Consider the following 24,158-nt stretch of genomic DNA (forward strand, 5'->3'; position numbering starts at 1 on the left):
CGGTGACCCTGCGACTCGTCGAATTCGTGGTGGCCGGCAACGAGGCCAGTGATCTCCTGCCGGTGCGGTCGGCGGCCCTGCTGCGCGCGTACGGCGCCTGGCGGGGCTTCTGGACCGTGCTGGACGAGGGGCCGGTGGAGCGCTGCCTCGCCCTGCTGCTGGAGCTGGACGACGGCGAGTGGACGGCCCGGCACGTGCTGGCGGACGCCGGTGCGGAGAACGGGCGGACCGAGGACGGTGAGGCGCTCGCCCACCATGACGGCTGGGTGTACGTCTTCGGCTCCCACTTCGGCTCGAAGGGTGGCCCGCTGCGCCCCCGACGTGCGTTCGTGGCCCGGTTCCGCGAGGACGACGCTGCGGCCGGGCCGATCCCGGTGCACGTGGTGCGCAACTCGTTCCGGCTGCACCGGGCGGTGAACGACGCCCTGGCCGGGTCGCCGCTGGTCCTGTTGCCTCCGGGGGAACGGGTGCGGGCCCGGTTCATCGTGGAAACTCTGGCCAGGGGGACCGCCCGGGAGAAGAGCTGGGTGAGCCGCCTCACCCCGGACGACCTGCCGTTGAACGTGGAGGCGGCGGTTTTCACCCCGGCCGGGACGGTGCTGCTCGGTCTGCGTTTCCCGGTCACCGAGGCCGGTGAGCCGATCCTGGTCGAGGTGGCCGACGTGCCGGGCATGTTCACGGCGGAGCCTTCGTGGCCACGGGCGTTGCGCACGTACGTGTTGACCGGGGTCACCCCGCCCGGGGAGCTGACCGGCTTCCGGGCGATCACCCCGACGGCGGACGGCGCGTACGCGGCCGTGATCGGCTCGATCGACGCGCTGGGCAAGGGATCGGTGCTGCTCGACGATCACCCCGGTGGGGGTGATGTCACCTCCCGACACGTCCGCTTCCGTCTCCCGGGCGGTGGGTCGGACGACGCGTGCCGGCTCGGCGGGGAGCTGGTGGCGAACCTGGCGCCGTTCCACCACGTCGAGGGGGTGGCCGAGCTGGACGGGCGGCCGTTCTACGTCACGGACGAGGACCACCGGGTCGCGCTCTGGGTCGGCTGAGCGGGATGATGCGGGGGGCGGGATGACCGGACGGCACCTCTGCGGAGCAAGGGCCGCAGACCCTCGTGGTGCCGCCCGATCACCGGGGCCTCCCCATGGCCCGGCGCCCTGGCGCCGGGAGCGTCGAGGACGCGCCGGCACCTGTTCGGGCACTGAGAGCATGCCGAACCTGCCCCGTTGACGTCGAGGTTTTTCATCCCAGGCTTAAAGATGGAGATTAGTGCCGTCCAGGTAGAGTCGAACGGTCATCCGGCATCCCCCTGCCGGGGACTCAGGAGTGCTCCATGCTGAAGATCCACTTTTCTGGGGAGGACATCCTCCGGACCCGGTTGGCGCCGGCTGCGGACCCGATCTGGGAGCTGGTCCTCAGCCTGCACGTGCTGCAGGGCCGCAACCGCGACCCGTTGACGGCCAACTGGCGGCGCACCGTGTCCCAGGCGTTGCGTCAGGACGTCGCCTCCGAGCAGCTCCGGTTGCTGTTCGCGCTGAACCCGCCACGCGGCTACTTCCCGGACTTCCTCACCCCGTACGACAGCGTCGACGGCTTCGAGGCCGGGCTGGACGCGCTCCGCCGCACCCCCACCGAGCTGTTGCACCGGGACCTGAGCGTGCTGGCCGCCGAGACCCAGCTGCCCTCCTCGGCCGCCGCGCTGGCCCGGGGCGAGGTGGCGGTGCTGCACCACCTCGCCGAGTCGATGGAGCAGTACCGATCGCTGGCGATCAACCCGTACTGGAGCAGGATCCAGGCCGCGGTGGCAGCGGACCGGGCCCGCCGCGCGCGGGCACTGCTCGACGGCGGTGTCGAGGGCCTGCTCACCAGCCTCCGGCCGGCCATGCGCTGGGGGGACAGGGTGCTCGAGGTCCGCCACTACCCGCACAGCCGGGAGATGCACCTCGACGGCCGAGGGCTGCTGCTGGTGCCGTCGTTCTTCTGCGCGAGCACGCCGGTCGCACTGCTCGACCCGGCGCTGCCACCGGTGCTCGTCTACCCGGTCGACCGGCTGGGCGGGCTGGCACCGGCCGACCGCGTCGCGGCGATCCCGTCGGGTGCTCCCCGCGACTCGCTCGCCGCGCTGCTCGGCCGCACCAGGGCGGCGGTGTTGCAGGCCACCGACGAGGGCTCCACCACCGGCGAGGTCGCCCGTCAGCTCAACATCTCACCGGCGGCAGCGAGCCAGCACGCCACGGTGCTGCGCAACGCTGGCCTGCTGGTCAGCCACCGGGAGCGCAACAGCGTGCTGCACACGCTGACGCCGCTCGGCCGGGCCATGCTGGACGCCTGACCCGGCCGTCTCTCACAGCGCGAGCGCGGCGCTCGCCGGGCTGCCCGGCGGTGGCGGCAACAGGGTCGACCCGACACCCTCGGCGGCCAGGGCGACGCGCAGTCGGTGCAGGTCGGCGCCGAAGCGGACCAGACCGATCGGCTCGACGGGCGTCGGGGCCGAGCCCAGCACCAGGGCGGCGCCCTCCGGCCAGCCCGGCATCTCGGCGACCAGACCGGCGCGTACCTCCGCCTCGTCGACCAGGGTGAAGACCGTGCCGGGGGCGACGACCTCGGCGACCGCGTCGATCGCCCGCTGCACCGCGGTCACGTCGGCCGGCGTCGAGCCGAGAGCGTCGGTCAGGGTGGCGGCGTCGGTGAGCCCGGCAGCACGGGCCTCGGCGGTGCCGAGCGAGAAGAGGTCCTGCGCGGCGTCGCGGATCAGCGCCCGCGCACCACCGGCGTCATCCGGGGTGGTCGTGGAGAGGTAGCCACGGACCACCGCGACCGGCACCTGGTCACACTTGCCCTTGATCAGCTCGCCGGCGCCCGCCAGCTCGTCCACCACGGCCATCTGGGTCAACTGCAACTCGTTGCCGTACGGGTCCACCTCGCCACGGTGGTCCCGGATGGCTGGCATTCCGGCCACGCCGAGCGCCACGTCGGTGAGCCCGTTGCGCCAGGGCCGGCCCATGGTGTCGCTGATGATCACGGCCAGATCCAGGTCGTAGCGCTCCCGCAGCGCCTCGCGCAGAGCCCGCGCCGACGCGTCCGGATCGACAGGGAGCAGCACCAGCTGGGTCTTGTCCACGTTCGACGCGTCGATCCCCGCGGACGCCATCACGAAGCCGTGATGGGTCTGCACGATCCGGGTCGGCCCCCGGCTGGCGACCACCCGGGCGGTCTCACCGGCCAGGACCTCGTCCCGGGCGGTCAGCCGCTCCGGACCGTCCGCCGGGACGTCCACCAGCCGCCCCTCCGCCTTGGAGACGATCTTGCTGGTCACCACCAGGACGTCGCCGTTGCGCAGCCACGGCGCCGCTGTCGCGATCGCCGCCGCCAGATCGTCACCCTCGGTCACGTGGCCGATGCCGAGCACCGGCAGGATTTCCAGCCTCACGTCAACTCCACCGCGGCGCGGACCATGGCCGCAGTCGCCGCCTCGTCGGTCATCCGCAGCGGCACCGCGCGGACCGTCACCCCGGGCACCACCGCGCCGGCGTCCTCCTCGGCCACCAGCCACCCGTCCAGCAGGCCGCCGTCCGGTCGGCCCCCGTACAGGCGGCCCACTCCGGCGGCGCTGCACTCGACACCGAGCACGGCGAGGCAGCGGTCGGCCATGCCCCGCACCGGAGCGCCGCCGATGATCGGTGAGACACCCACCACCGGCGCCGGGCTGTCGGCCACCGCCGCACGCAGCCCCGGCACGGCCAGCACCGGCGCGACGCTCACAACCGGGTTGCTGGGCGCGATCAGCACCAGATCGGCCGAGCCGATCGCCTCCAACACGCCGGGTGCCGGCTTCGCCGTCTCCGCGCCGACGAACACGAAGCGCTGAGTGTCGATGTCGGCGCGGTACCGCACCCACCACTCCTGGAAATGGATCGCCCGTTGGCCCTGCTCGTCCTCGACCACCGCGTGGGTCTCCAGACGGTCGTCCGTCGCCGGCAGCAGACGTACGCCCGGCTCCCAACGGGTGGACAGCGCCTCGGTGACCGCGCTCAACGGGTAGCCGCCGTTGAGCATGCTGGAACGCACCAGGTGGGTGGCGATGTCCTTGTCGCCGAGGCCGAACCACGTCGGCTGCGCCCCGTACGCGGCCAGCTCCTCCTTGACCGTCCAGCTCTCGCCGACCCGACCCCAGCCCCGCTCCGGGTCGGCGCCGCCGCCGAGCGTGTACATGACGCTGTCCAGGTCGGGACAGATCTTCAACCCGTGCAGCCACAGGTCGTCGCCGACGTTGACCACGGCGGTCACCTCCGCGCCGACCTCCCGGGCGTACGCCCGGACGCCGAGCAGGAACCGGGCGCCGCCAATGCCGCCGGCCAGAACCACGATGCGCATGTCGACCATCCTCGCGCACGTGACGCCTCCGGTCCGCCGGTGGCCCTAGAGACTAGGCTCACGTGCGCCCTGTCCGTTCATGCCCCGAGGGGGACCTCGTGACCAGCCCCGCCGAGCCCGCGTCGACCGACGCGACGAAGGCCCGTCAGCTGACCAAGCCACTACGCGAACTCGCTGCGCTCGCGTTGCTCGGCGCCAACGCGGTGTTCCTCTTCGTGGGCCTGCTCCGGCTGATCGCCCCGAACGACTACAGCTCCTTCACCGACCGCGCGGGCAGCGCCTTCTACGCGTTCATCGGGGTGGAGGCGGTGGTCCTCCCACTGCTGGCCGTGCTGTTGGCCACGCACGTCTCACCGGTGCTGCCGAAGGCGAAGCTGATCACCCAGGTGGCCCTCGCCGAGTACGCGGTCAGCGCGCTCTTCGGCACGCTGACCATGCTGATCTGGACGGTGGGCCGCCTGGCCGATGCCGAGGTCCTGGACGCGCTCCTCGGTGTGCTCACCCGGTTCGCCTGGATGGTGATCTTCGCGGTCGCCGCCTGGGTGGTCTACACCGTGTGGCGCGCCCACTACTACGTGCCGCGGCCCAAGGCCCAGCCCGGTGTCTACGGCCAGGCGCAGCCAGGCTGGCCGCAGCAGCAGGGTGGTTGGCCGGGCCAGGGGCAGCCCGGTGGCCAGCCGCAGGGCGGTTGGCCCGCCCCCGGCCAGCCGGGTGGCTATCCGCAGCCGGGCCAGCCGGGTGGCTACCCGCAGGCCGGCCAGTACGGTCAGCCGTCGCCGCCGTTCCAGGCCCCGCAGTCGGGACCGCCGCACCCGCAGTCGGGACCGCCGCACCCGCAGTCCGCGCCGCCGTTCCAGGCACCGCAGTCCGCGCCGTCGTTCCCGCAGTCCGCGCCTCCGGCGAACCCTGCCCCCCAGTCCGCGCCGCCTGCGCCCGCCGCGCCGCCGTTCGGGCAGCCGCCGTCGGCCGACCCCACCCAGACCATCCCGCGCCAGTCGGCGGACCCGACCGAGGCCATCTCCCGCCCCGGCGACACGGACAACGACCGCACCCAGCAGCTGAAGCCAGGCGACAACCCCGACCGGCCCCGCTGACCGGGGCCCGGCGGGTTCTTTGATCACTTGATGCTCAGTAGTCGTCAGCGAGTCTGCTGAACTGCTGAGCATCAAGTGATCAAGAGGGCGAACGCGTGCCGTTTCCCACGGTGCGGGCCGGGACTGGTGGGCCGGGCTCGCGCTGCGCATAGGCTGAGCGGATGGTTGATCGCACCCACTCCGGTCCGAGCGACGCGAGCGTGCGGCGGGCCCTGGGCCGGGCCGCGACCGGGCGTGCGCTGGATGTCGACGAGGCGACCGCGCTGCTGTCCGCTCGTGGTGACGCGCTCGACGAGCTGCTCCGGGTCGCCGGGGGGATCCGGGACGCCGGGCTGCGTGAGGCCGGCCGGCCGGGCGTGGTCACGTACTCCAAGAAGGTCTTCATCCCGCTGACCCGGCTCTGCCGGGACCGCTGCCACTACTGCACGTTCGCGACGGTGCCGCACCGGCTGCCGGCGCCATTCCTGGACCGCGACGAGGTCCTCGCGATCGCACGGGCGGGTGCCGCGCAGGGCTGCAAGGAGGCCCTGTTCACCCTGGGTGACCGGCCGGAGGAGCGCTGGCCGGCGGCCCGCAGCTGGTTGGACGAGCGCGGTTACGACTCCACACTGGACTACCTGCGTGCCTGCGCGGTCGCCGTGCTGGAGGAGACCGGCCTGCTGCCGCACCTCAACCCCGGGGTGCTGTCCTGGTCGGAGCTGCAACGGCTCAAGCCGGTCGCGCCGAGCATGGGCATGATGTTGGAGACGACAGCGACCAGGCTCTGGTCCGAGCCGGGCGGCCCGCACTTCGGCTCGCCGGACAAGGAGCCCGCGGTCCGGCTGCGGGTGCTCGACGACGCCGGCCGGGTTGGCGTGCCGTTCACCACGGGCATCCTGATCGGCATCGGGGAGACCCCCGCGGAGCGGGTCGACGCGATCTTCGCGATCCGCCGCGCCCACCGGGAGTACGGCCACCTCCAGGAGGTGATCGTGCAGAACTTCCGCGCCAAGCCGGACACGGCGATGCGCGGCATGCCGGACGCGGAGCTGCACGACCTGGCGGCCACGGTGGCGGTGGCCCGGCTGCTGCTCGGCCCGAAGGCCCGGATCCAGGCTCCGCCGAACCTCATCGCCGGCGAGTACGACCTGCTGCTGCGCGCCGGAATCGACGACTGGGGTGGCGTCTCCCCGCTCACCCCGGACCACGTCAACCCGGAACGCCCGTGGCCGCAGATCGAGGAGCTGGCCCGGCACACCGAGCTGGCCGGGTTCACGCTGCGGGAGCGGCTGACCATCTACCCGGAGTACGTGCGCGCCGGCGACCCGTGGCTCGACCCTCGGCTGCTGCCGCACGTGAACGCGCTGGCCGATCCGACGTCCGGCATGGCGGTGGAGTCGGCCATGCCGCAGGGCCACCCCTGGCAGGAGCCGGAGGAGGTGTTCGGCGGGCGGACCGACCTGCACACCACCATCGACACCACCGGTCGGACCGACGACCGGCGGGGCGACTTCGACAGTGTCTACGGTGACTGGGCGGAGGTCGCCACCAAGGTGACGGCCGGTCCGGCCGCGGCCGCCGGCGACCATGACCTGCGGGCCGGGCTGCGGCTCGCCGCCGACGACCCCGCCGCGCTGCTGGACCCCGCGCACACCGACGCCGCTCTGGCGCTGTTCGGCGCGGACGGTCCGGCACTCGACGAGTTGTGCCGGCTCGCCGACGACGTGCGCCGGGACGCGGTCGGCGACGACGTCACCTACGTGGTCAACCGCAACATCAACTTCAGCAACGTCTGCTACGTGGGCTGCCGCTTCTGTGCCTTCGCTCAGCGTGAACGCGACGCCGACGCGTACCGGCTCTCCGTCGACCAGGTCGCCGACCGTGCCGAGGAGGCGTGGACCCTCGGTGCCAGCGAGGTCTGCCTCCAGGGCGGCATCGACCCGAAGATGCCGGTCACCGGGTACGCCGACATCGTGCGCGCGATCAAGGCGCGGGTGCCGGAGATGCACGTGCACGCGTTCTCGCCCATGGAGATCGTCACCGCCGCCGCGAAGGCCGGCGTGCCGGTCCGCGACTGGCTGACCCAGCTGCGCGAGGCCGGGCTGGACACCATCCCGGGCACCGCCGCGGAGATCCTCGACGACGACGTGCGCTGGGTGTTGACCAAGGGCAAACTCCCGGCCGCCGCCTGGGTCGACGTGGTCAGCACCGCCCATGAGCTGGGCATCCGGTCCAGCTCCACAATGATGTACGGCCACGTCGACCACCCCGGGCAGTGGCTGGCGCACTTCCGGGTGCTGGCCGGGGTGCAGGACCGCACCGGTGGCTTCACCGAGTTCGTGGCGCTGCCGTTCGTGCACACCAACGCCCCGATCTACCTGGCGGGGATCGCCCGGCCCGGGCCGACCTGGCGGGAGAACCGGGTGGTCCACGCGATGTCCCGGTTGCTGCTGCACGGCCGGATCGACAACATCCAGTGCTCCTGGGTGAAGCTGGGCGACGAGGGCACTGTGGCGATGCTCCAGGGTGGCTGCAACGACCTGGGCGGCACCCTGATGGAGGAGACCATCTCCCGGATGGCCGGTTCCGGCAACGGGTCGGCGCGTACCGAGGAGCAGTTGCGGGCCATCGCGACGGCGGCCGGGCGGCCGGCGCGCAAGCGCTCGACCGCATACGGTCACGCCCGGCCCTGACGTCGAACCTTTCCCCGCCGCCGGCCGTACCACGCGGTGCCGGCGGCGGTTGCGGCGAGGACCGCCGCCGGTGTCCCCACGGGGCCCGGCGGCGTCGGTAGACGGCACCGGACCCGTCCGTCTCCGCGGGCGCGTTCGCGCCGCCGCCGGAAAGGTTGCCCATGACCAGTGATCAGCGGAAGCGGCAGTGGCCGCGACTGACCCGCCGGCAGACGTTGACCGCCGCGGCCAGCGCCACCCTCGGCGCCGCCGCGCTCACCGTGCCGGGCCTGTCGGCCGCGCAGAACGCTCCCGGCGCGGCCGGGCGAGCCGACGAGCCGATCGTCGTGCACCTGCGGGACGCCGATTCCGGAACGATGGACATCTTCGTCGGCGAGGCCCGGGTCGAGGTACGCGACCGTAGCCTGGCGGATCGGCTGCGGCGCGCCGCTCGGCGCTGACCCGGCACCCCGCCCTGCCATCCTGTCCCCGCCCAGTGAGGTTGGTCCGCCATGTCTTCCCACCGCGAGGCCCCGGAGATAGCCAAGGATCCGGTCGCCGACAGCTCCGACCTGTACGCGTTCGTCAGCCCCGACAAGCGCGACACGGTCACGTTGATCGCCAACTACGTACCGTTGCAGCTCCCCTCCGGGGGCCCGAACTTCTTCGAGTTCGGCGACGACGTGCGTTATGAGATCCATATCGACAACGACGGCGACGGCCGTCCGGATGTCACCTACCGGTTCGAATTCACCACCGAGATCACCAATCCGAACAGTTTTCTCTACAACACCGGTCCGATCGATTCGCTGGACAGCAGGAACTGGAACCGGCGGCAGTTCTACAGCCTGACCCGGGTGGCCGACGGCCGGGAGCACCGGCTGGCCCACAAGCTGCCCTGCCCGCCGTGCAATGTCGGCCCGCTGTCCACCCCGAAGTACGCCGAGCTGGTGCGGCAGGCCACCTACTCGCTCTCCACCGGGGAGCGGGTCTTCGCCGGGCAGCGTGCGGACGGCTTCTTCGTCGACCTGGGGGCGATCTTCGACCTCGGCACGTTGCGGCCGTTCCAGCAGTTGCACGTCGCCGGCAAGAAGATCTTCAAGGCCGAGGGGGAGCCGGTCAACGCCACCGACCGGATGAACGTGCACAGCATCGCCGTGCAGGTGCCGTTGGACCGGGTCCGCCGGAGTGCCAACCGTTACGGCGCGGGTGACCGGGCCTCGGTGATCGGGGTGTGGACGTCGGCGTCGCGCCGGCAGGTGCGGGTGCTCGGCGACCGGGGCGCTGCGGACACCGCCACCGGCCCGTTCACCCAGGTCTCCCGGTTGGGCAATCCACTGTTCAACGAGGTCATCGTGCCGATGTCCAAGAAGGACCTGTGGAACTCACTGCCGCCGTCGGAGGACAAGCGGTTCGCGCAGTTCGTCGAGCAGCCGGAGCTGGCGGCGTTGCTGCCGGCGCTCTACCCGGACGTCTTCCCCAACCTGGACAAGCTCACCAAGGCCAGGAAGGCGCGCGCCGACCTGGTGGCGATCCTGCTCACCGGCATACCGGCCGGGTTGATCGACGGCTTCACCAACACCACCGGCGACGTGCAGGCCGACATGCTGCGGCTGAACACCGCGATCCCGCGGACCCGGCAGCCGGACCGGTTCGGGGTGCTCGGTGGCGACCTGGCTGGCTTCCCGAACGGTCGGCGTGTCGGCGACGACGTGGTGAGCATCGCGTTGCGGGCGATCGCCGGGGTGACCGTCCCGCTGGTGGACAGGACGTTCCGCCCGGACGCGGCGGCCGCCGCTGTCACCCCGGGGCTGAGCGCCGCCGACGTGACAGCGCCGTTCCTCGGAAACTTCCCCTACCTCGGTACGCCGTACGACGGGTTCAACAACCCGTCGGCGGCGGCGTCCTGACCGGCGCGGGGGAGCGGAGCATGCACGAGCACGCGTACGGGCCGTCGGAGACCGGGAGCGTCGTCCTCGATCTGGGCGGCGACACCGGTGCCCTGATCGTCTACACGAGCCCGGATCTGCACGGTCGGGAGATCGAGATCAGCCGCGAGGGCGAGCGGCGGGTCCACTCGGCGGTGCGTGAGCGCCGGGTGCGCGACGGCTCGTTCCACACAGCGGTCTATCCCGATCTGCCGTCCGGAATTTATACCGTCTGGTGGGACGACAAGACGTCCGCCGGCACGGTTTCTGTCCATGGTGGAGGGATAGCCGAGTTCGTGTTGCCCAGCAGCGGTTTCGGGGTCGCCAGCTGACGTCGCCGCACGGGTTTTTCCACAGCGCCCTGTCCACATTGTGGACGGGGCGCATGTGCTGCCCGCAGCTCGACGGGCAGTCTGCGCCGTGTCGCGTTAACCTGTCCCACACCAAGATCAGCTTGGCGGTGATGGCGGCTGGCGCCGTCCTGGCGGTGACTCGTCAGGGAAGCGCCACGGCAGAAAAGTCGGGCAACTCGCCGGAGAGGGCGTTACTCGGCCGGGGTCTGAATCGATAGGGCAGGTTGCGAGGCTGGACGGCCCGAGTGGTCGTCCGGGGGTGTCGGGAGGGCGACTCCATTATCAAGTTTGGCTTGACGGCGCACGCATTACACGCGTGTAATTTGAATGGGGTTGTTCGCACGGAACGCAACAAAACGGGACCGGACGGACAAGCACGCCTTTCGCGTGGGGGGTTGCAGCGGCGATGACGCCGGTGCGCGACAAGGAGGCATTTGATGGACGGCCAGCTTGAGGTGGCCGACCTGCTCGGAAACGCGCCGGAGTGGCAGGAGCGAGCGCTGTGCTCGCAGACCGACCCCGAGGCGTTCTTTCCCGAGAAGGGCGGCTCGACCCGCGAGGCGAAGAGGATCTGTTCGCGCTGCGAGGTCAAGACGGAATGCCTTGAATACGCTCTCGGTCACGACGAGCGGTTCGGCATCTGGGGTGGGCTCTCCGAGCGGGAGCGGCGCAAGTTGAAGCGGCGGGCCGCCTGAGCGGTGCGAGGTCGGGGCGGTGGGGGCCGCCCGACTCGCCCGGCAGGTTGCCTGATCGGGTCACGGTCCGGCGTGCGGGGGCGCGCTCGGCCTGACTCGCGGGGAGCGCTCGCGGGGGAGCGCTCGGCCTGACTCGCGGGGGGACCGCTCAGGCCAGCTCGTCGGGGTCGACCCCAAGAAGGTTCGCCACCTGCTCGATGATCACGTCATGCACGAGATCGGCGAGGTCCTCACGGTCCATCGCCCGGAACTCCAGGGGTCGCCGGTACAGCACGATCCGCGGCGGCACCTCCTGCCGGCCCGGGCGGCCGGGCAGCAGCCGGGCCAGCGGGACCTCGCCGTCCTCCAGCACATCGGAGTCGTACACGTTCAGGTCCGGCGGGACGTCCTCGACGGCGAACTCGACCCCGGCCAACTCCTTGGCGAACCGACGCTCCAGCGTCTCCACGGTGTCCAGGACCAGGTCGTCGAAGACCTCGGCCTTGGTCCGCGCCAGCGGCACGGTGGCCGGCACCAGCCGCCCGCGCAGGCCGCGCCCGTGCCGGTCACGGTGCGCACGCCGGCCGGAGCCGGGGCGGCGGTGTTCCGGGCTCGTCATGAGGCAAAGGGTAGCGCCCGCGCCGGGCTCGCCAGCGGCAGCGCCGCTCGCCTGGCGCGGCGCGCCCAGGACGGGCAACTGTGATCACCACGACGGGCGTGTCGCAACGCGAAGCGATGCGCCGGACCCGGTAATGGAGATACCCTGCCGCCTGTGAGGTCACCACGGCGCTGCTCCCGTAACGGCTGCCCCCGGCAAGCGGTCGCCACATTGACCTATGTCTACAACGAGTCGACAGCGGTGGTGGGGCCGCTGGCGGCGTTCGCCGAGCCGCACACGTACGACCTGTGTGAGCCGCACGCCCGCAGCCTGACCGCACCCCGTGGCTGGGACGTGGTCCGGCACGAGGGTGAGTTCGAGCCGCCGCCGCCCACCACTGACGATCTGGTGGCGCTGGCCGAGGCGGTCCGCGAAGCCGCCCGCCCGGCCCCCGCCCCTCGCCCCCCGGACCCGGGCCAGCACCACGAGAACCCGAACCAGACCGGCCGGCGAGGCCACCTCCGCGTAATCCCGCCCAACCACTAACTGCCGGGCTCCGCCCGGCGGCCGGCCCGGCCCCGCCCTCCGGGCCCCGCCACCCTCGTTGATCAAGAGGTTTGCGTCAAAAACGCGCCGTTTGGTGACCGAAACCTCTTGATCAACCAGTGCGGGCGGGGTGGGGGCGTGGGGGCGTGGGGCGCGGGGTGGGACCTTGCGGGACGCCTTGGGGGCGTTCGGGGGGCGCCGGGGAAGCGTTCCAACACGTCCGACCGCCACACGCCGGTAAGCCGCAGACATCGGCACTCAGCGTGGTTAGCATGCGCCGCAGCGTGCACCGAGCCAAGTCACCGTGTACGCCTGGCGGGCAGGAGGGTCCGGTGGCGAACGAGGCGTTGCGGGTGGCGATGGCCGAGGCGGGGGAGACTGTCGAATCGCTGGCGGAAAAGGTTCGCGTCGACCCCAAGACGGCCGCGCGGTGGCTTGCCGCGGGGCGCATCCCGCACTCGCGTACCCGGGTCGCGGTGGCCCAGGTGCTGCGTCGGGACGCGGCCGACCTCTGGCCGGAGCCGTTCCGCCGCCGTGACCTGCCGTGGTTTCGACCGTGGGCCGAGCTTGAACAGGACGCCACCGGCATTCGGTGGTACGAGCCGCTGCTCGTGCCAGGCCTGCTCCAGACCGAGGGGTACGCCCGCGCGGTGCTGGGCACCGGTGGCCTGCTCCCACCGTCCGAGGTGGATCTGATCGTGGCGAGCCGCCTCGAACGGCAGGCGGTCCTCAGCCGCGATTCGCCGCCGCAGCTCGTGACGGTGATCGACGAGGTGGTGCTGCGCCGGCTGGTCGGCGACCGCGCCGTGATGTCCGGACAGATGACCCACTTGGCGGCGGTCGCCGAGTGGGAGCACGTGCAGGTCCGGGTCATCCCGGCCGATAGCCCGTGGCACACCGGTCTGGCGGGTCCCTTCGTGCTGGGCCGCCTGCCCGACGGGACGGAATTGGCGTATCTCGACAACCAGCTCCGCGGTCAGGTCGTGACCGATCCCGTCGACATCGCTAGCCTGGGTCGGAGGTGGGAGAGCGTCACCGGTGAGGCGCTACCCCAACGCCGGTCGATCGAGCTGATCAGGGAAGTGGCCACGACATGGACATGACCGACGCCCGCTGGCGCACGGCGACCCGCAGCAGCAACAACGGTGGTGCCTGCGTCGAGGTGGCCGACAACCTGCCCGGTCGGGTGCTGGTGCGCGACAGCAAGGACCCCGACGGCGGCACCCTGGCCTTCGCGCCGGCCGCCTGGTCGTCCTTCGTCGACGTTGTCCGTCGGTCCGACTGCTGACCCCCTGGCCGCTGATCCCCGGCCGCTGATCCCAGCCGCTGACTCCAGCCGCTGATCCACTCGGGTTCACGGAAGGCGCGGTGTCCCGGCGCAGAGACACCCCGACTTCCTGGAACGCGAGTGGATCAAGCTGAGCGTGGCCGACGCCTGCACGGGCAGTGACGCATTGGCCCCGATGCTCTTCCGGTGCCGCCGGTTTGTCATCGTGTCAGTCGTCCACGGCGCCGACCCCTGAGGAAAAGTGATGCGTACTCCCCTCCGGCCCCTCTCCCGGCGTGGACTACTCAGCGGCACTCTCGGTTCGGCTGCCCTGCTGGCCCTGGGCGGTGGCCTTGCCGGCTGCGGCACCAAGGGCGCGCAGCAGACCGAGGTCGGCTGCGTCAGCGAGGACCTGTCCGGCACCGAGCGCAAGCTCGTCTTCTCCAACTGGCCGCAGTATCTGGACGTGGATGAGAAGGACGAGTCCAAGCGGCCCAGCCTTGACGAGTTCGTCCGGAAGACCGGCATCGCGGTCACCTACACCGAGGACATCAACGACAACAACGAGTTCTTCGGCAAGGTGCAGCACCAGCTCGCCGCCTGCCAGAGCACCGACCGGGACATCATCGTGCTGAGCGACTGGATGGCGGCCCGCATGAGCCGGCTCGGCTGGATCCAGAAGCTCGACCCGGCGAACATCCCGAACGTGCGGGCCAACCTGCTGTCGTCGCTGCTCGACCGGTCCTTCGACACCGAGAACCGGCTCTCCATCCCGTGGCAGTCCGGCCTCGCCGGGTTGGCGTACAACGGCAACGTCACCAAAGAGCTGCGGACCGTCGACGAGCTGCTCACCCGCCCCGACCTCAAGGGCCGGGTGACCGCGCTCAGCGAGATGCGCGACACGATGGGCCTGCTGCTCGGTGCGGCGGGGCACGACCCGGCCAACTTCACGAGCGCGCAGTTCGACGACGCGCTCACCACGCTCAAGAAGGCCGTCGACTCAGGGCAGATCCGCAGGTTCACCGGCAACGACTACGCACCCGACCTGGCCAAGGGCGACATCGCCGCCTGCATCGGCTGGTCCGGCGATGTCGTCCAGCTATCCGGCGCGGACGAGAAGATCAAGTTCGTCGCGCCCGACTCCGGGGTGATGCTCTACAGCGACAACATGATGGTGCCCAACAAGGCCACCCACAAGGCGAACGCCGAGCAGCTCATCAACTACTACTACGAGCCGGCGGTCGCCGCGAGGCTCGCCGCGTACGTCAACTACATCTGCCCGGTCAAGGGCGCACAGGCCGAGATGGAGAAGATCGACCCCGAGCTGGCGGCCAACCCGCTGATCTTCCCCGACGAGGCCCTGCTGTCGAAGTCCACGCTGTTCATGGCCTTGGACGAGAAGCAGGAGAAGGAGTACGAGGGCAAGTTCCAGCAGGTCATCGGGGCGTGACGAGGATGGCGCGTGAAACACCCGCCGGCGATCTGCGCCTGGCCAACCTGACCAGACGGTTCGGCACCCTCACCGCGGTCGACGACCTCAGCCTGACGATCGCCCAGGGCTCGTTCTTCGCGTTGCTCGGCGCGTCCGGCTGCGGCAAGACCACCACCCTGCGGATGATCGCCGGTCTGGACGAGCCGACCAGCGGTCAGGTGCTGCTCGGTGACCGGGACATCGGCCGGCTGCGTCCGCACCAGCGACCGGTCAACACCGTCTTCCAGAGCTACGCGCTCTTTCCGCACCTCACCGTCTTCGAGAACGTGGCGTTCGGGCTGCGCCGACGCGGCATCCGCCCGGTTGACGTCGAGGTCAACCGGATGCTGTCGCTGGTGCGACTCGACGGCTACGGCAGCCGCCGCCCGGCCCAGCTCTCCGGCGGTCAGCAGCAACGGGTCGCGCTGATCCGTGCGTTGGTCAACCGGCCGCAGGTGCTGCTGCTCGACGAGCCGTTGGGTGCCCTCGACCTGACGCTGCGCAGGCAGATGCAGATCGAGCTGAAGCGCATCCAGACCGAGGTCGGCATCACCTTCGTGCACGTCACGCACGACCAGGAGGAGGCCATGGCCATGGCGGACACGGTCGCGGTGATGAACGCCGGCCGGATCGAGCAACTCGGCGCACCCGCCGACATCTACGAGTTTCCCGCCACCGCGTTCGTCGCGAACTTCCTGGGCCGGTCCAACCTGCTGGCCGGCGAGGCCGGCGGTGTCAGCGGCGGCGACGTCGTGATGACGGCGCACGGCGCGCGCTTCTCGGTGCCCGCCGGCCGGGCCCGGGCCGACCACGGCCCGGTCCACCTGGGGGTACACCCGGAGAAGCTGCTTCTGGTCGGCTCCGCCGACCAGGTGCCAGTGGGTCATCAGCACGTCACCGGTGTGGTCATCGACGCCTCCTATCTGGGGGTCAGCACGCAGTACCTGCTGCGCACCGGCTGGGGCAGCGAGCTGTCGGTGTTCGCGGCCAACACGGGGACGTCGACGCGGATCGCGGTCGGCAGTGCGGCCGTGGCGTGCTGGGATCCACGGCACGCGTTCCTGCTGCCCCGGGACGCCGCCGACACCGAACGGCCGGTCCCGGTGGTGCCGGACCAGCCGGTGGGCGCGTCGTCGTGACCCTGCTGGCTCCCACCGGACCGGGGCAGCCGCCGCCCGCGCCACCGGCAGCCCGGTCCGGGCGGCGCCGGCTCCTGCCGTACCTGCTGGTGTTGCCCGGTGTGGCCTGGCTGTTGATCTTCTTTGGTGTGCCGCTGGGGCAGCTCGCCGCAGCCAGCCTCTACGACCCCGGCGGCTCGCTCTCCACCGGGTACGCGATGACCTGGGCAGTCGGCAACTACCCGGACGTGTTGCAGGCGTACTGGCCGCAGTTCGTGCGCTCGTTCGGCTACGCCGCGCTGGCGTTGCTGCTGGCGCTGCTGCTGGGCTACCCGCTGGCGTACGCGATCGCGCAGAAGGCCGGTCGTTGGAAGAACCTGCTGCTGGTGTGCGTGGTCGCGCCGATGTTCACCAGCTTCCTGGTCCGCACGCTGGCGTGGAAGACGATCCTGTCGGACAACGGGGTGCTCGTCGGCCTGCTGCGCGACGTGCACCTGCTCGCCCCGGACGGTCGGCTGCTGGCCACCCCGTTCGCGGTGGTGCTCGGCCTGACGTACACCTTCCTGCCGTTTCTGGTGCTGCCGCTGTACGCGAGCCTGGAGCGGTTGGACCGTCGGCTGCTGGAGGCGGCCGGCGACCTGTACGCGAGCCCCGTGCAGGCGTTTCGCCGGGTGACCCTGCCGCTGTCCATGCCCGGCCTGGTCGCCGGCGCACTGCTGTTCTTCATCCCGGCCAGCGGGGACTACATCAACGCGGAGCTGCTCGGCACCCCGAACGAGTACATGGTCGGCAACGTCGTCGACTCGGCGTTCCTGGTCCGGCTGGACTACCCGCAGGGTGCCGCGCTGTCGGTCCTGCTGATGGCGGCGATCCTCGCGATGGTCTTCGGTTGGCTGCGCAGGGCCGGCACCGAGGCGGTGCGGTGAGACTCTGGCGATGGCTCGCCGACCGCTGGGTGATGATCGTGGCACTGCTGGTCCTCGGCTACCTGGCGCTGCCGATCCTGGTGGTGGCCGCCCTGTCGTTCAACCGCCCGTCGAGCCGGCTGTCGTACGACTTCAACGAGTTCACAGTGGACAACTGGCGTCGGCCGTGCGCCACCTCGGACATGTGCGACGCGGTGGTCCGCAGCGTGCAGATCGGGTTCCTCGCCACAGTGGTCGCGACAGTGCTCGGCACCCTGATGGCGTTCGCGCTGGTGCGGCACCGCTTCCGGGGCCGGTCCGCGATCAACGTGCTGGTCTTCCTGTCGATGGCCACCCCGGAGTTGGTGATGGGCACGTCGCTGCTCGCCCTCTTCGTGTCCGCCGGGGTGCCGCAGGGCTTCTGGACCGTCGTGATCTCGCACGTCATGTTCTGTGTGTCGTTCGTGGTGGTCACCGTGAAGGCACGGCTGGCCGGGATGGACCGGCGGTTGGAGGAGGCCGCCATGGACCTCTACGCCAGCGAGTGGCAGACCTTCCGGCGGATCACCCTGCCGCTGGTGCTGCCCGGCATCGTGGCCGCCGCGCTGCTGGCCTTCTCGCTGAGCTTCGACGACTTCATCGTCACGAACTTCAACGCCGGCACCACTGTCACGTTCCCGATGTACGTGTGGGGCGCCGCCCAGCGGGGCATCCCACCACAGGTCAACGTCATCGGTACCGCGATGTTCGCGGTCGCGCTGCTGCTGGTCGGGCTCAGCTCGCTGCGCGGTCGACGGGCCCGTCGCACCTCCGAGCCCGCCCGCTGACGGCATTTCGACACATCCACTGCCGCCCGCCGGTGACCGACCGTGCGACGGCACGGTGGGTGGGGATTTGCGACGCTTGTTGGCAAATGTAGCCGCACGATCGGCCCCGGCCGGCCGACCTGGAGGGTTGTCCCAGGTGTCGTCTCGTCGCCCGAGGAAGCGCCCATGGATCACCGGTGCGCGGCGAACGGCGCAGGTGACCAACGCGACGGATGATATTGCGCGCAGTGTTTGCGACGACACTCATCGCCGTGACGATGCAACCACCGCCGAATCCTGGCCCGCCGTACGCGCCGTCGTCCGGTCCGCCGCCCCGACCGAACTGGTTCCGCCGGGCCAGCCCCGCCCGCCGAGCCGCCGTGGTCCTCGGCTCGGTGACCCTGTCGGTCCTGCTGCTCTGCTGCACCGGCACCGCCATCATCAGCGCGCTGGCCGGCGAGCCGGAGCCGACCAGGACCGGCACGGCAGCCGAGGCGCAACAGCCCATCGTGGCGGCGCCCGCCGAGCCGACCGAGGGTGCCGACGCCCAGGCCGCGTCGCCGCTCGCCGCCCCATCCGCCACGCCGGACCCCAGCGACGCGGTGCCGGCCTCGCCGACCCCGGCCGACGCCGTGTCCCCGTCTCGCGCCGCGTCCACGCCGGTCGTCCGGGTGACGACCGAGACGGAGCGAGCCGCCGTGCGCTACACCGAGCGGACCGTCAAGGACGCGACCCTCGCCGAGGGCAAGCGCGTCGTCCGGACCAAGGGCGTGAACGGCGTACGGACCCTGACGTACGAGGTGACCACCACGGACGGGGTGCGCACGGCCAGGAAACTGGTCAAGTCCACAGTGACGAAGCAGCCGGTCACGCAGGTCGTAGCCGTCGGCACCAAGAAGGCGCAGTCGAAGTGCGACCCGAACTACAGCGGCTGCGTCCCGATCGCCAGCGACGTCGACTGCCTGCCCGGCAGCGGCGACGGACCGGCCTACGTTCGTGGCCCCGTCAAGGTCATCGGCACGGACAAGTACCGCCTCGACAACGACAAGGACGGCTACGGCTGCGACTGATCCTGCATGGCCTGCGATCACGCATTGTCATCTCGCGCGACCGAGACGCGGTGTGGAGCGTGATGCCTGTGAGTCATCTTGATGCCTCACAGGCATCACGGTCTCCAGTGCGAGCTATCCCCGAAGCTCGTCCCGCCCGGGAACGGCGCTCAGGTCAGGGGTCAGGCGGCCAGGCGGGAGCGGATGAGGAAGCGGACTCCGTCGGGTGCTTCCAGGGAGAAGCCGCTGCCTCTGCCCGGGACCACGTCGACGGTCAGCGTCGTGTGTTTCCACAGCTCCCACTGGGATTTCGACATCCAGAACTCGACCGGTTCCGGCACCCCGTCGACGGCCAGCGAGGCGAGCAGGACGTCGGACGAGCCGGTCCGGAACTCGCCCGCCGGGTAACACATCGGGGCGCTGCCGTCGCAGCAGCCGCCGGACTGGTGGAACATCAGTGGGCCGTGTCGCCCCCGCAGCGACCGGATCAGCTCGGCCGCGGCGGGGGTGACGGAGACGACCGGCATCAGAAGAAGCCGAGCTTCTTGGTGGAGTAACTGACCAGCAGGTTCTTCGTCTGCTGGTAGTGCTCCAGCATCATCTTGTGGTTCTCCCGGCCGATGCCGGACTGCTTGTACCCGCCGAACGCGGCATGCGCCGGGTACGCGTGGTAGCAGTTCGTCCACACCCGGCCGGCCTGGATGGCCCGCCCGGCCCGGTACGCCGTGTTCATGTCCCGGGTCCATACGCCGGCACCCAACCCGTACAGGGTGTCGTTGGCGATCTTCACGGCGTCGTCGAGGTCGGCGAAGGAGGTCACCGAGACCACCGGGCCGAAGATCTCCTCCTGGAAGATCCGCATCGAGTTGTCGCCCTCGAAGATGGTCGGCTCAACGTAGTACCCGCCCGACAGGTCTCCGCCCAGGTCTGCGCGGGAGCCGCCGGTCAACACCCGGGCTCCCTCCTGCCGGCCGATGTCCAGGTAGGACAGGATCTTTTCGAGCTGGTCGTTGGAGGCCTGCGCCCCGATCATCGTGTCGGTGTCCAGGGGGTGCCCCTGCACGATCTGCTCGGTGCGAGAAACCGCCGCGGCGAGGAAGTCGCTGTAGTGGCCCTGCTGGATCAGCGCCCGGGACGGGCAGGTGCAGACCTCACCCTGGTTGAGCGCGAACATGGTGAAGCCTTCCAGGGCCTTGTCCAGGAAGTCGTCCGATGCGGCGCTGACGTCGTCGAAGAAGATGTTCGGGCTCTTGCCGCCCAGCTCCAGGGTGACCGGTTTGATGTTCTCACTGGCGTACTGCATGATCAGCCGCCCGGTGGTGGTCTCACCGGTGAAGGCCACCTTTGCGACCCTGGCCGAGGAGGCCAGCGGCTTACCGGCCTCCACGCCGAAACCGTTGACGATGTTGAGCACGCCCGGCGGCAGCAGGTCCGCCACCAGCGACAGCCAGTAGTGGATGGACGCCGGGGTCTGCTCGGCCGGCTTGAGCACCACGGCGTTGCCGGCGGCCAGCGCGGGCGCCAGCTTCCAGGTCGCCATCAGGATCGGGAAGTTCCACGGGATGATCTGCCCAACCACGCCGAGCGGCTCGTGGAAGTGGTATGCCACGGTGTCGTCGTCGATCTCGCCGAGTGAGCCCTCCTGGGCCCGGATCGCCCCGGCGAAGTAGCGGAAGTGGTCGATGGCGAGCGGGATGTCGGCGGCGAGGGTCTCCCGGACCGGTTTGCCGTTCTCCCAGCTCTCGGCGATGGCCAGCGACTCCAGGTTCTCCTGCATGCGGTCGGCGATCCGGTTGAGGATCAACGCCCGTTCGCCCACCGAGGTGCGCCCCCACGCGTCGGCGGCGCCGTGCGCGGCGTCCAGGGCCCTCTCCACGTCGGGGGCGGTGCCACGGGCGACCTCGGTGAAGGTCTGCCCGGTGACCGGGGTGGGGTTCTCGAAGTAGGCGCCGCCGTGCGGCTTGACGTACTCGCCGCCGATGTAGTGGTCGTAACGGGACTGCCAGTGGGTGGGCGCGTCGTAGCGCGTCATGGTGACCTCCGCCGTCGATGGGGGATGACGGCGGGAAGGCTAGTTTCGCGGACGTTGCAGGAACGTTGCGCGCTCCAACGCGTACTCCCTGGCGAGCTGGTCGATGCGCGCGAGGGCGAGGGGCCGACGCGGCGCGCCCAGCGGCAACGCCCGCGCCAGGGCCTGCCACGCGACCAGGTCGTCGGCGCCGGCGGGCGTCGCGGTCCAGGCCGCGAGCAGCGCCGGGTCCGCGGTGGCCAGCACGGCCGCGCGGAGGTGACCGTCGATCAGCCGGCGCAGTCGCGTCACTCCCGGCGCGTCCGAGCCGGGCAGCAACGGCCCGGGGTACGCGTCGAGCGCGCCCGCCGCATCGCCCTGGTCCAGCCGGTGGGCGAGGGTGGTGAAGTCGGCGCGGACAGTGCCGCGCAGCCGGTAGGGGCGGGAGTCGAGCAGCTCGGGGCCGAGCACCCGGCGCAACCGGGACAGCTCGGCGCGCAGGGTGACCGGGTGCAGCCGGTCGTCGCCGTACAGGTCGAGGCCGAGCTGAACGCCTGTGCGTCCCTCCGGGTGGTGCAGCAGCAGCACCAGCAACTCGCTGTGTCGGCGACCGAGTCGGATCCGCCGGCCGTCGACCCGCAGTTCCGCCTCGTCGCGACCGAGCGCGGTCACTGTGGTGACGCCGGGCTCCACCGGTTGGCTGGCGGCGAGCTGCGCCTCGGCGGCCCGGGCGGTGGCACGGACGAGGGCCAGGCTGTGCGGATTGGCCAGGTGGTCCCCGCCGGTGATGTCGATCGCGCCGAGCAGTCGCCCGGTGGTGGGGTCGTGGATCGGCGCGGCCGCGCACGTCCAGCGTTGCACCGGGCGGCTGAAGTGCTCGGTGGCGAAGATCTGCACGCTGTGGTCGACGGCCAGCGCGGTGCCGGGCGCGTTGGTGCCGGCGTGCGTCTCGTCCCAGCGGGCGCCGGGCACGAAGTTCATCCGTTCGGCGTGCCGGAGCACGCCCGGATGCCCCTCGACCCACAGCAGTCGCCCGTCCGCGTCGCAGACCGCCATCAGGTGCGCGCCGTCCTGGGCGATGCCGCCGAGCAGGTCCCGGAACAGCGGCAGCACCCGGGCCAACGGGTGAACGGCCCGGTACGCGGCCAGGACGTCGTCGGCCAGGTCGACAGGTGGGGTGGCCTCGGGGTCGAGTCGTGCCGAGCGCTCCCAGGAGCGGCGCACCACGTCCCGCACCCGGTGTGGCGCGGCGCCGGCGGTGAGGAAGGCTTCGTGGGCGGCACCGACCTGCGCGATCCGTTCCGCCGGATCGACGCCGAACTCCAGGGCGAGCCACGGGTCAGCCATCAGGGCGACCTCCTCGGCCCCCATCGTGACGCAGCTCACCCTCGATCGCCAACCGCCGTGGCCGCCGGACCCCTGGGCGCAGACGGCGCGGCACGGGACGAAGCCGGCAGGGCGAGGGTTGCAATCGTTTGTCCGCTGGTCGCTGCCGTGGAGGATGGCTTCCGCGGGTCCTTACAGAACCCTTAACCCGGGCCTGCGACGGTATGCCGGGCAAGCGGAACTCGGGGGAGCGGACACGTGCGGGTGCTGGTGGCGGACGACGAGCGGTTGTTGGCGGACACGGTGGCCCAAGGGCTGCGCCGCCTCTCGATGGCCGTCGACGTCTGCTACGACGGTGACGGCGCGCTGGAGCGGATCGGGGTCAACCGGTACGACGTCGCGGTGCTGGACCGGGACATGCCGGGGCACACCGGTGACGAGGTCTGCCGCAGCATCACCGACTCACAGGTCGGCACCCGGGTGCTGCTGCTCACCGCCGCAGCCGGCATCCGGGACCGGGTGGAGGGTCTCGGTCTCGGTGCCGACGACTACCTGACCAAGCCGTTCGCCTTCGCCGAGCTGGTCGCCCGGGTGCAGGCCCTCGGTCGACGGTCCGCGCCGGCACTGCCACCGGTGCTCGCCCAGGACGGCCTGGCGCTGGACGTGGGCCGACACGTGGCCACCCGGGACGGCCGCCCGCTCGCGCTGAGCCCGAAGGAGTTCGCGGTGCTGCACGTGCTGCTGCGCGCGGACGGGCAGGTGGTCAGCGCCGAGGAGTTGTTGGAACAGGCCTGGGACGAGTTCGCCGACCCGTTCACAAACGCCGTACGGGTCACCGTGATGACGTTGCGCAGGAAGCTCGGCGACCCGGCGGTCATCCACACCGTGCCGAAGGCCGGCTACCGCATCGGTGGGACGGCGTGACCTGGACGCCCCGACGTCGGGTGCTGCTCGTGGGCCTGCTGGCACTGCTGGCCGGGCCGCTGCTGCCGACCATGGGCAGGTGGGTGTCGGGGGTGACCTGGACCTGGGGGCAGCAGCTCTGCGACCTGCCGGTGCCCGGTCTGATCTCGACCTGCGCCGACGTACGCCCGGGGGCGTTCGTGCTGCCCCTGCTGTCCGTGCTGCTCGTCACCGTGACCGCCCTGGTGGCGCTCTGGTTCGGTGCGGCCTGGTGCCTGCGCCCGGTCCGTGACCTCGTCGGACCGATCGGGCACCTCGGCCCGCAGAACCTCGGTCACCGGATCCGGCCCCGCGGCGGGGACGAGCTGGCCCAGCTCTCCCGCGCGATCGACGAGATGATGGAACGCGTCTCCGCCGGATACGAGGGGCAGCGACGGTTCGCCGCGAACGCCTCACACGAGCTGCGTACGCCGCTGGCGGTGCAGCGGACGCTGATCGAGGTCGGCATGGCCCAGGCGCTCACCAGTGAGCAGTTGGAGCTGTTGACCAGCCAGCTGCTGGAGACCAACGAGCGCAACGAGCGGCTGATCGAGGGACTGCTCGCACTCAGCGAGAGCGACCAGGGCCTGCGCTCGCGGATCCCGCAGCGGCTGGACACGATCGTCGAGGCGGTGCTCGCCGGGTATCAGGACCGCGCCCGGGAGGCCGGCGTCACCATCGACACCCATCTCGCACCCCGGGTCGTCGTCGGCGAACGGGTGCTGCTGGAACGCCTGGTCACCAACCTGGTGGAGAACGGGATCAAGTACAACCGGCGCGGCGGCTCGCTGACCGTCGCGGTGAGCGGCGCGCCCGCGCTGACCGTGGTCAACACCGGTCAGCCGGTGCCGGCCGAGGCGGTGGCCGGTCTCTTCGAGCCGTTCCGACGGCTCGCCCGGGACCGCACCTCGCAGGGCGGAGGCGCCGGCCTGGGGCTGGCCATCGCCCGCTCGATCACCCAGGCGCACGACGGCATCATCGCGGCCCGGCCCGCCGAGCACGGCGGTCTGCGGGTCGACGTCCAACTACCCAATGTGACCTAGCGCTC

Annotated in this window: 24 protein-coding genes; 18 read left to right on the top strand and 6 right to left on the bottom strand. The window is 71.2% G+C overall.

Annotated features, from left to right (window positions below; all coding sequences use genetic code 11):
* The first annotated feature begins 2 nt into the window (after nt 1–2).
* Nucleotides 3–1,049, top strand: a complete 1,047-nt coding sequence (locus KBX34_RS00340; protein ID WP_210922579.1) for a hypothetical protein — start codon at nt 3–5, stop codon at nt 1,047–1,049.
* A 284-nt stretch (nt 1,050–1,333) separates the two neighbouring features.
* Nucleotides 1,334–2,332: a winged helix-turn-helix domain-containing protein gene (locus KBX34_RS00345; protein ID WP_210922581.1), complete on the top strand. Its 999-nt coding sequence runs from the start codon at nt 1,334–1,336 to the stop codon at nt 2,330–2,332.
* Between the two features lie 12 nt (nt 2,333–2,344).
* Here KBX34_RS00345 and KBX34_RS00350 read toward each other — a convergent pair whose 3' ends face one another.
* The gene (locus tag KBX34_RS00350; RefSeq protein WP_210922582.1) at nt 2,345–3,430 is read right to left on the bottom strand and encodes a coenzyme F420-0:L-glutamate ligase; all 1,086 of its coding nucleotides are present in this window, start codon (nt 3,428–3,430) and stop codon (nt 2,345–2,347) included.
* Nucleotides 3,427–4,374 (bottom strand): 2-phospho-L-lactate transferase, encoded by a 948-nt coding sequence (gene cofD, locus KBX34_RS00355; RefSeq protein ID WP_141907944.1) that lies wholly within the window; start codon nt 4,372–4,374, stop codon nt 3,427–3,429. The genes KBX34_RS00350 and cofD overlap by 4 nt, the downstream gene beginning before the upstream one ends.
* Nucleotides 4,375–4,472: 98 nt before the next feature.
* On the opposite strand from cofD, the gene KBX34_RS00360 reads away from it, so the two are divergent.
* From KBX34_RS00360 to KBX34_RS00385, 6 genes are all read left to right on the top strand, one after another.
* Nucleotides 4,473–5,468, top strand: coding sequence for a hypothetical protein (locus tag KBX34_RS00360; protein WP_210793209.1), 996 nt, complete (start codon nt 4,473–4,475; stop codon nt 5,466–5,468).
* Between the two features lie 161 nt (nt 5,469–5,629).
* The gene (locus tag KBX34_RS00365) at nt 5,630–8,140 is read left to right on the top strand and encodes a bifunctional FO biosynthesis protein CofGH (RefSeq protein ID WP_210922583.1); all 2,511 of its coding nucleotides are present in this window, start codon (nt 5,630–5,632) and stop codon (nt 8,138–8,140) included.
* A gap of 161 nt (nt 8,141–8,301) precedes the next feature.
* Entirely contained in the window at nt 8,302–8,580 is a 279-nt protein-coding gene (locus KBX34_RS00370; protein WP_088946293.1) for a hypothetical protein, read from the top strand.
* Nucleotides 8,581–8,631: 51 nt separating this feature from the next.
* Complete coding sequence (locus KBX34_RS00375; protein WP_210922584.1) at nt 8,632–10,029, top strand: DUF4331 domain-containing protein; 1,398 nt, start codon at nt 8,632–8,634, stop codon at nt 10,027–10,029.
* Between the two features lie 20 nt (nt 10,030–10,049).
* Entirely contained in the window at nt 10,050–10,379 is a 330-nt protein-coding gene (locus KBX34_RS00380; RefSeq protein ID WP_210922585.1) for a phospholipase, read from the top strand.
* Nucleotides 10,380–10,837: 458 nt separating this feature from the next.
* Entirely contained in the window at nt 10,838–11,095 is a 258-nt protein-coding gene (locus KBX34_RS00385; protein ID WP_007455784.1) for a WhiB family transcriptional regulator, read from the top strand.
* A 148-nt stretch (nt 11,096–11,243) separates the two neighbouring features.
* On the opposite strand, the gene KBX34_RS00390 is transcribed toward KBX34_RS00385, so the two are convergent.
* Nucleotides 11,244–11,693 (bottom strand): metallopeptidase family protein, encoded by a 450-nt coding sequence (locus tag KBX34_RS00390; RefSeq protein ID WP_074316962.1) that lies wholly within the window; start codon nt 11,691–11,693, stop codon nt 11,244–11,246.
* Nucleotides 11,694–11,846: 153 nt separating this feature from the next.
* Here KBX34_RS00390 and KBX34_RS00395 point away from each other — a divergent pair, with 153 nt between their 5' ends.
* From KBX34_RS00395 to KBX34_RS00430, 8 genes are all read left to right on the top strand, one after another.
* A complete protein-coding gene (locus KBX34_RS00395; protein WP_088946295.1) occupies nt 11,847–12,218 on the top strand; it encodes a DUF3499 domain-containing protein in 372 nt (123 codons plus the stop codon).
* 359 nt (nt 12,219–12,577) lie between these two features.
* On the top strand, nt 12,578–13,321 hold the full coding sequence (locus tag KBX34_RS00400) for a Scr1 family TA system antitoxin-like transcriptional regulator (RefSeq protein ID WP_210922763.1): 744 nt from the start codon (nt 12,578–12,580) through the stop codon (nt 13,319–13,321).
* Entirely contained in the window at nt 13,312–13,506 is a 195-nt protein-coding gene (locus KBX34_RS00405; RefSeq protein ID WP_210922586.1) for a DUF397 domain-containing protein, read from the top strand. The genes KBX34_RS00400 and KBX34_RS00405 overlap by 10 nt, the downstream gene beginning before the upstream one ends.
* Nucleotides 13,507–13,750: 244 nt before the next feature.
* A complete protein-coding gene (locus tag KBX34_RS00410) occupies nt 13,751–14,935 on the top strand; it encodes a spermidine/putrescine ABC transporter substrate-binding protein (protein WP_210922587.1) in 1,185 nt (394 codons plus the stop codon).
* A 5-nt stretch (nt 14,936–14,940) separates the two neighbouring features.
* A complete protein-coding gene (locus tag KBX34_RS00415; RefSeq protein WP_210922588.1) occupies nt 14,941–16,095 on the top strand; it encodes an ABC transporter ATP-binding protein in 1,155 nt (384 codons plus the stop codon).
* The gene (locus KBX34_RS00420) at nt 16,092–17,000 is read left to right on the top strand and encodes an ABC transporter permease (protein WP_210922590.1); all 909 of its coding nucleotides are present in this window, start codon (nt 16,092–16,094) and stop codon (nt 16,998–17,000) included. The genes KBX34_RS00415 and KBX34_RS00420 overlap by 4 nt, the downstream gene beginning before the upstream one ends.
* Complete coding sequence (locus KBX34_RS00425; protein ID WP_307871284.1) at nt 16,997–17,806, top strand: ABC transporter permease; 810 nt, start codon at nt 16,997–16,999, stop codon at nt 17,804–17,806. Before KBX34_RS00420 ends, KBX34_RS00425 begins: the two co-directional genes overlap by 4 nt.
* A 257-nt stretch (nt 17,807–18,063) precedes the next feature.
* The gene (locus KBX34_RS00430) at nt 18,064–18,855 is read left to right on the top strand and encodes a G5 domain-containing protein (RefSeq protein ID WP_247671300.1); all 792 of its coding nucleotides are present in this window, start codon (nt 18,064–18,066) and stop codon (nt 18,853–18,855) included.
* A gap of 161 nt (nt 18,856–19,016) precedes the next feature.
* On the opposite strand, the gene KBX34_RS00435 is transcribed toward KBX34_RS00430, so the two are convergent.
* The 3 genes from KBX34_RS00435 to KBX34_RS00445 are packed head-to-tail and all read right to left on the bottom strand — an operon-like array spanning nt 19,017 to nt 22,189.
* A complete protein-coding gene (locus KBX34_RS00435) occupies nt 19,017–19,361 on the bottom strand; it encodes a DUF779 domain-containing protein (RefSeq protein ID WP_374223637.1) in 345 nt (114 codons plus the stop codon).
* Entirely contained in the window at nt 19,361–20,866 is a 1,506-nt protein-coding gene (adh, locus tag KBX34_RS00440; RefSeq protein WP_210922594.1) for an aldehyde dehydrogenase, read from the bottom strand. The genes KBX34_RS00435 and adh overlap by 1 nt, the downstream gene beginning before the upstream one ends.
* A 39-nt stretch (nt 20,867–20,905) precedes the next feature.
* The gene (locus KBX34_RS00445; RefSeq protein ID WP_210922596.1) at nt 20,906–22,189 is read right to left on the bottom strand and encodes a GAF domain-containing protein; all 1,284 of its coding nucleotides are present in this window, start codon (nt 22,187–22,189) and stop codon (nt 20,906–20,908) included.
* A gap of 237 nt (nt 22,190–22,426) precedes the next feature.
* On the opposite strand from KBX34_RS00445, the gene KBX34_RS00450 reads away from it, so the two are divergent.
* Nucleotides 22,427–23,092: a response regulator transcription factor gene (locus KBX34_RS00450; protein ID WP_210922598.1), complete on the top strand. Its 666-nt coding sequence runs from the start codon at nt 22,427–22,429 to the stop codon at nt 23,090–23,092.
* On the top strand, nt 23,089–24,153 hold the full coding sequence (locus tag KBX34_RS00455; RefSeq protein WP_307871285.1) for a HAMP domain-containing sensor histidine kinase: 1,065 nt from the start codon (nt 23,089–23,091) through the stop codon (nt 24,151–24,153). The genes KBX34_RS00450 and KBX34_RS00455 overlap by 4 nt, the downstream gene beginning before the upstream one ends.
* Nucleotides 24,154–24,158: the final 5 nt, after the last annotated feature.

It is taken from the genome of Micromonospora sp. M61, assembly GCF_018070245.1.
GTDB classification, from domain to species: domain Bacteria; phylum Actinomycetota; class Actinomycetes; order Mycobacteriales; family Micromonosporaceae; genus Micromonospora; species Micromonospora zamorensis.

Coding starts and splice junctions, on each gene's coding strand:
- KBX34_RS00345 (WP_210922581.1), top strand. CDS start 1,334: ATGCTGAAGATCCACTTTTCTGGGGAGGACATCCTCCGGACCCGGTTG.
- cofD (WP_141907944.1), bottom strand. CDS start 4,374: ATGCGCATCGTGGTTCTGGCCGGCGGCATTGGCGGCGCCCGGTTCCTG.
- KBX34_RS00365 (WP_210922583.1), top strand. CDS start 5,630: ATGGTTGATCGCACCCACTCCGGTCCGAGCGACGCGAGCGTGCGGCGG.
- KBX34_RS00370 (WP_088946293.1), top strand. CDS start 8,302: ATGACCAGTGATCAGCGGAAGCGGCAGTGGCCGCGACTGACCCGCCGG.
- KBX34_RS00375 (WP_210922584.1), top strand. CDS start 8,632: ATGTCTTCCCACCGCGAGGCCCCGGAGATAGCCAAGGATCCGGTCGCC.
- KBX34_RS00380 (WP_210922585.1), top strand. CDS start 10,050: ATGCACGAGCACGCGTACGGGCCGTCGGAGACCGGGAGCGTCGTCCTC.
- KBX34_RS00385 (WP_007455784.1), top strand. CDS start 10,838: ATGGACGGCCAGCTTGAGGTGGCCGACCTGCTCGGAAACGCGCCGGAG.
- KBX34_RS00390 (WP_074316962.1), bottom strand. CDS start 11,693: ATGACGAGCCCGGAACACCGCCGCCCCGGCTCCGGCCGGCGTGCGCAC.
- KBX34_RS00400 (WP_210922763.1), top strand. CDS start 12,578: ATGGCCGAGGCGGGGGAGACTGTCGAATCGCTGGCGGAAAAGGTTCGC.
- KBX34_RS00405 (WP_210922586.1), top strand. CDS start 13,312: ATGGACATGACCGACGCCCGCTGGCGCACGGCGACCCGCAGCAGCAAC.
- KBX34_RS00410 (WP_210922587.1), top strand. CDS start 13,751: ATGCGTACTCCCCTCCGGCCCCTCTCCCGGCGTGGACTACTCAGCGGC.
- KBX34_RS00415 (WP_210922588.1), top strand. CDS start 14,941: ATGGCGCGTGAAACACCCGCCGGCGATCTGCGCCTGGCCAACCTGACC.
- KBX34_RS00430 (WP_247671300.1), top strand. CDS start 18,064: ATGCAACCACCGCCGAATCCTGGCCCGCCGTACGCGCCGTCGTCCGGT.
- KBX34_RS00435 (WP_374223637.1), bottom strand. CDS start 19,361: ATGCCGGTCGTCTCCGTCACCCCCGCCGCGGCCGAGCTGATCCGGTCG.
- adh (WP_210922594.1), bottom strand. CDS start 20,866: ATGACGCGCTACGACGCGCCCACCCACTGGCAGTCCCGTTACGACCAC.
- KBX34_RS00445 (WP_210922596.1), bottom strand. CDS start 22,189: ATGGCTGACCCGTGGCTCGCCCTGGAGTTCGGCGTCGATCCGGCGGAA.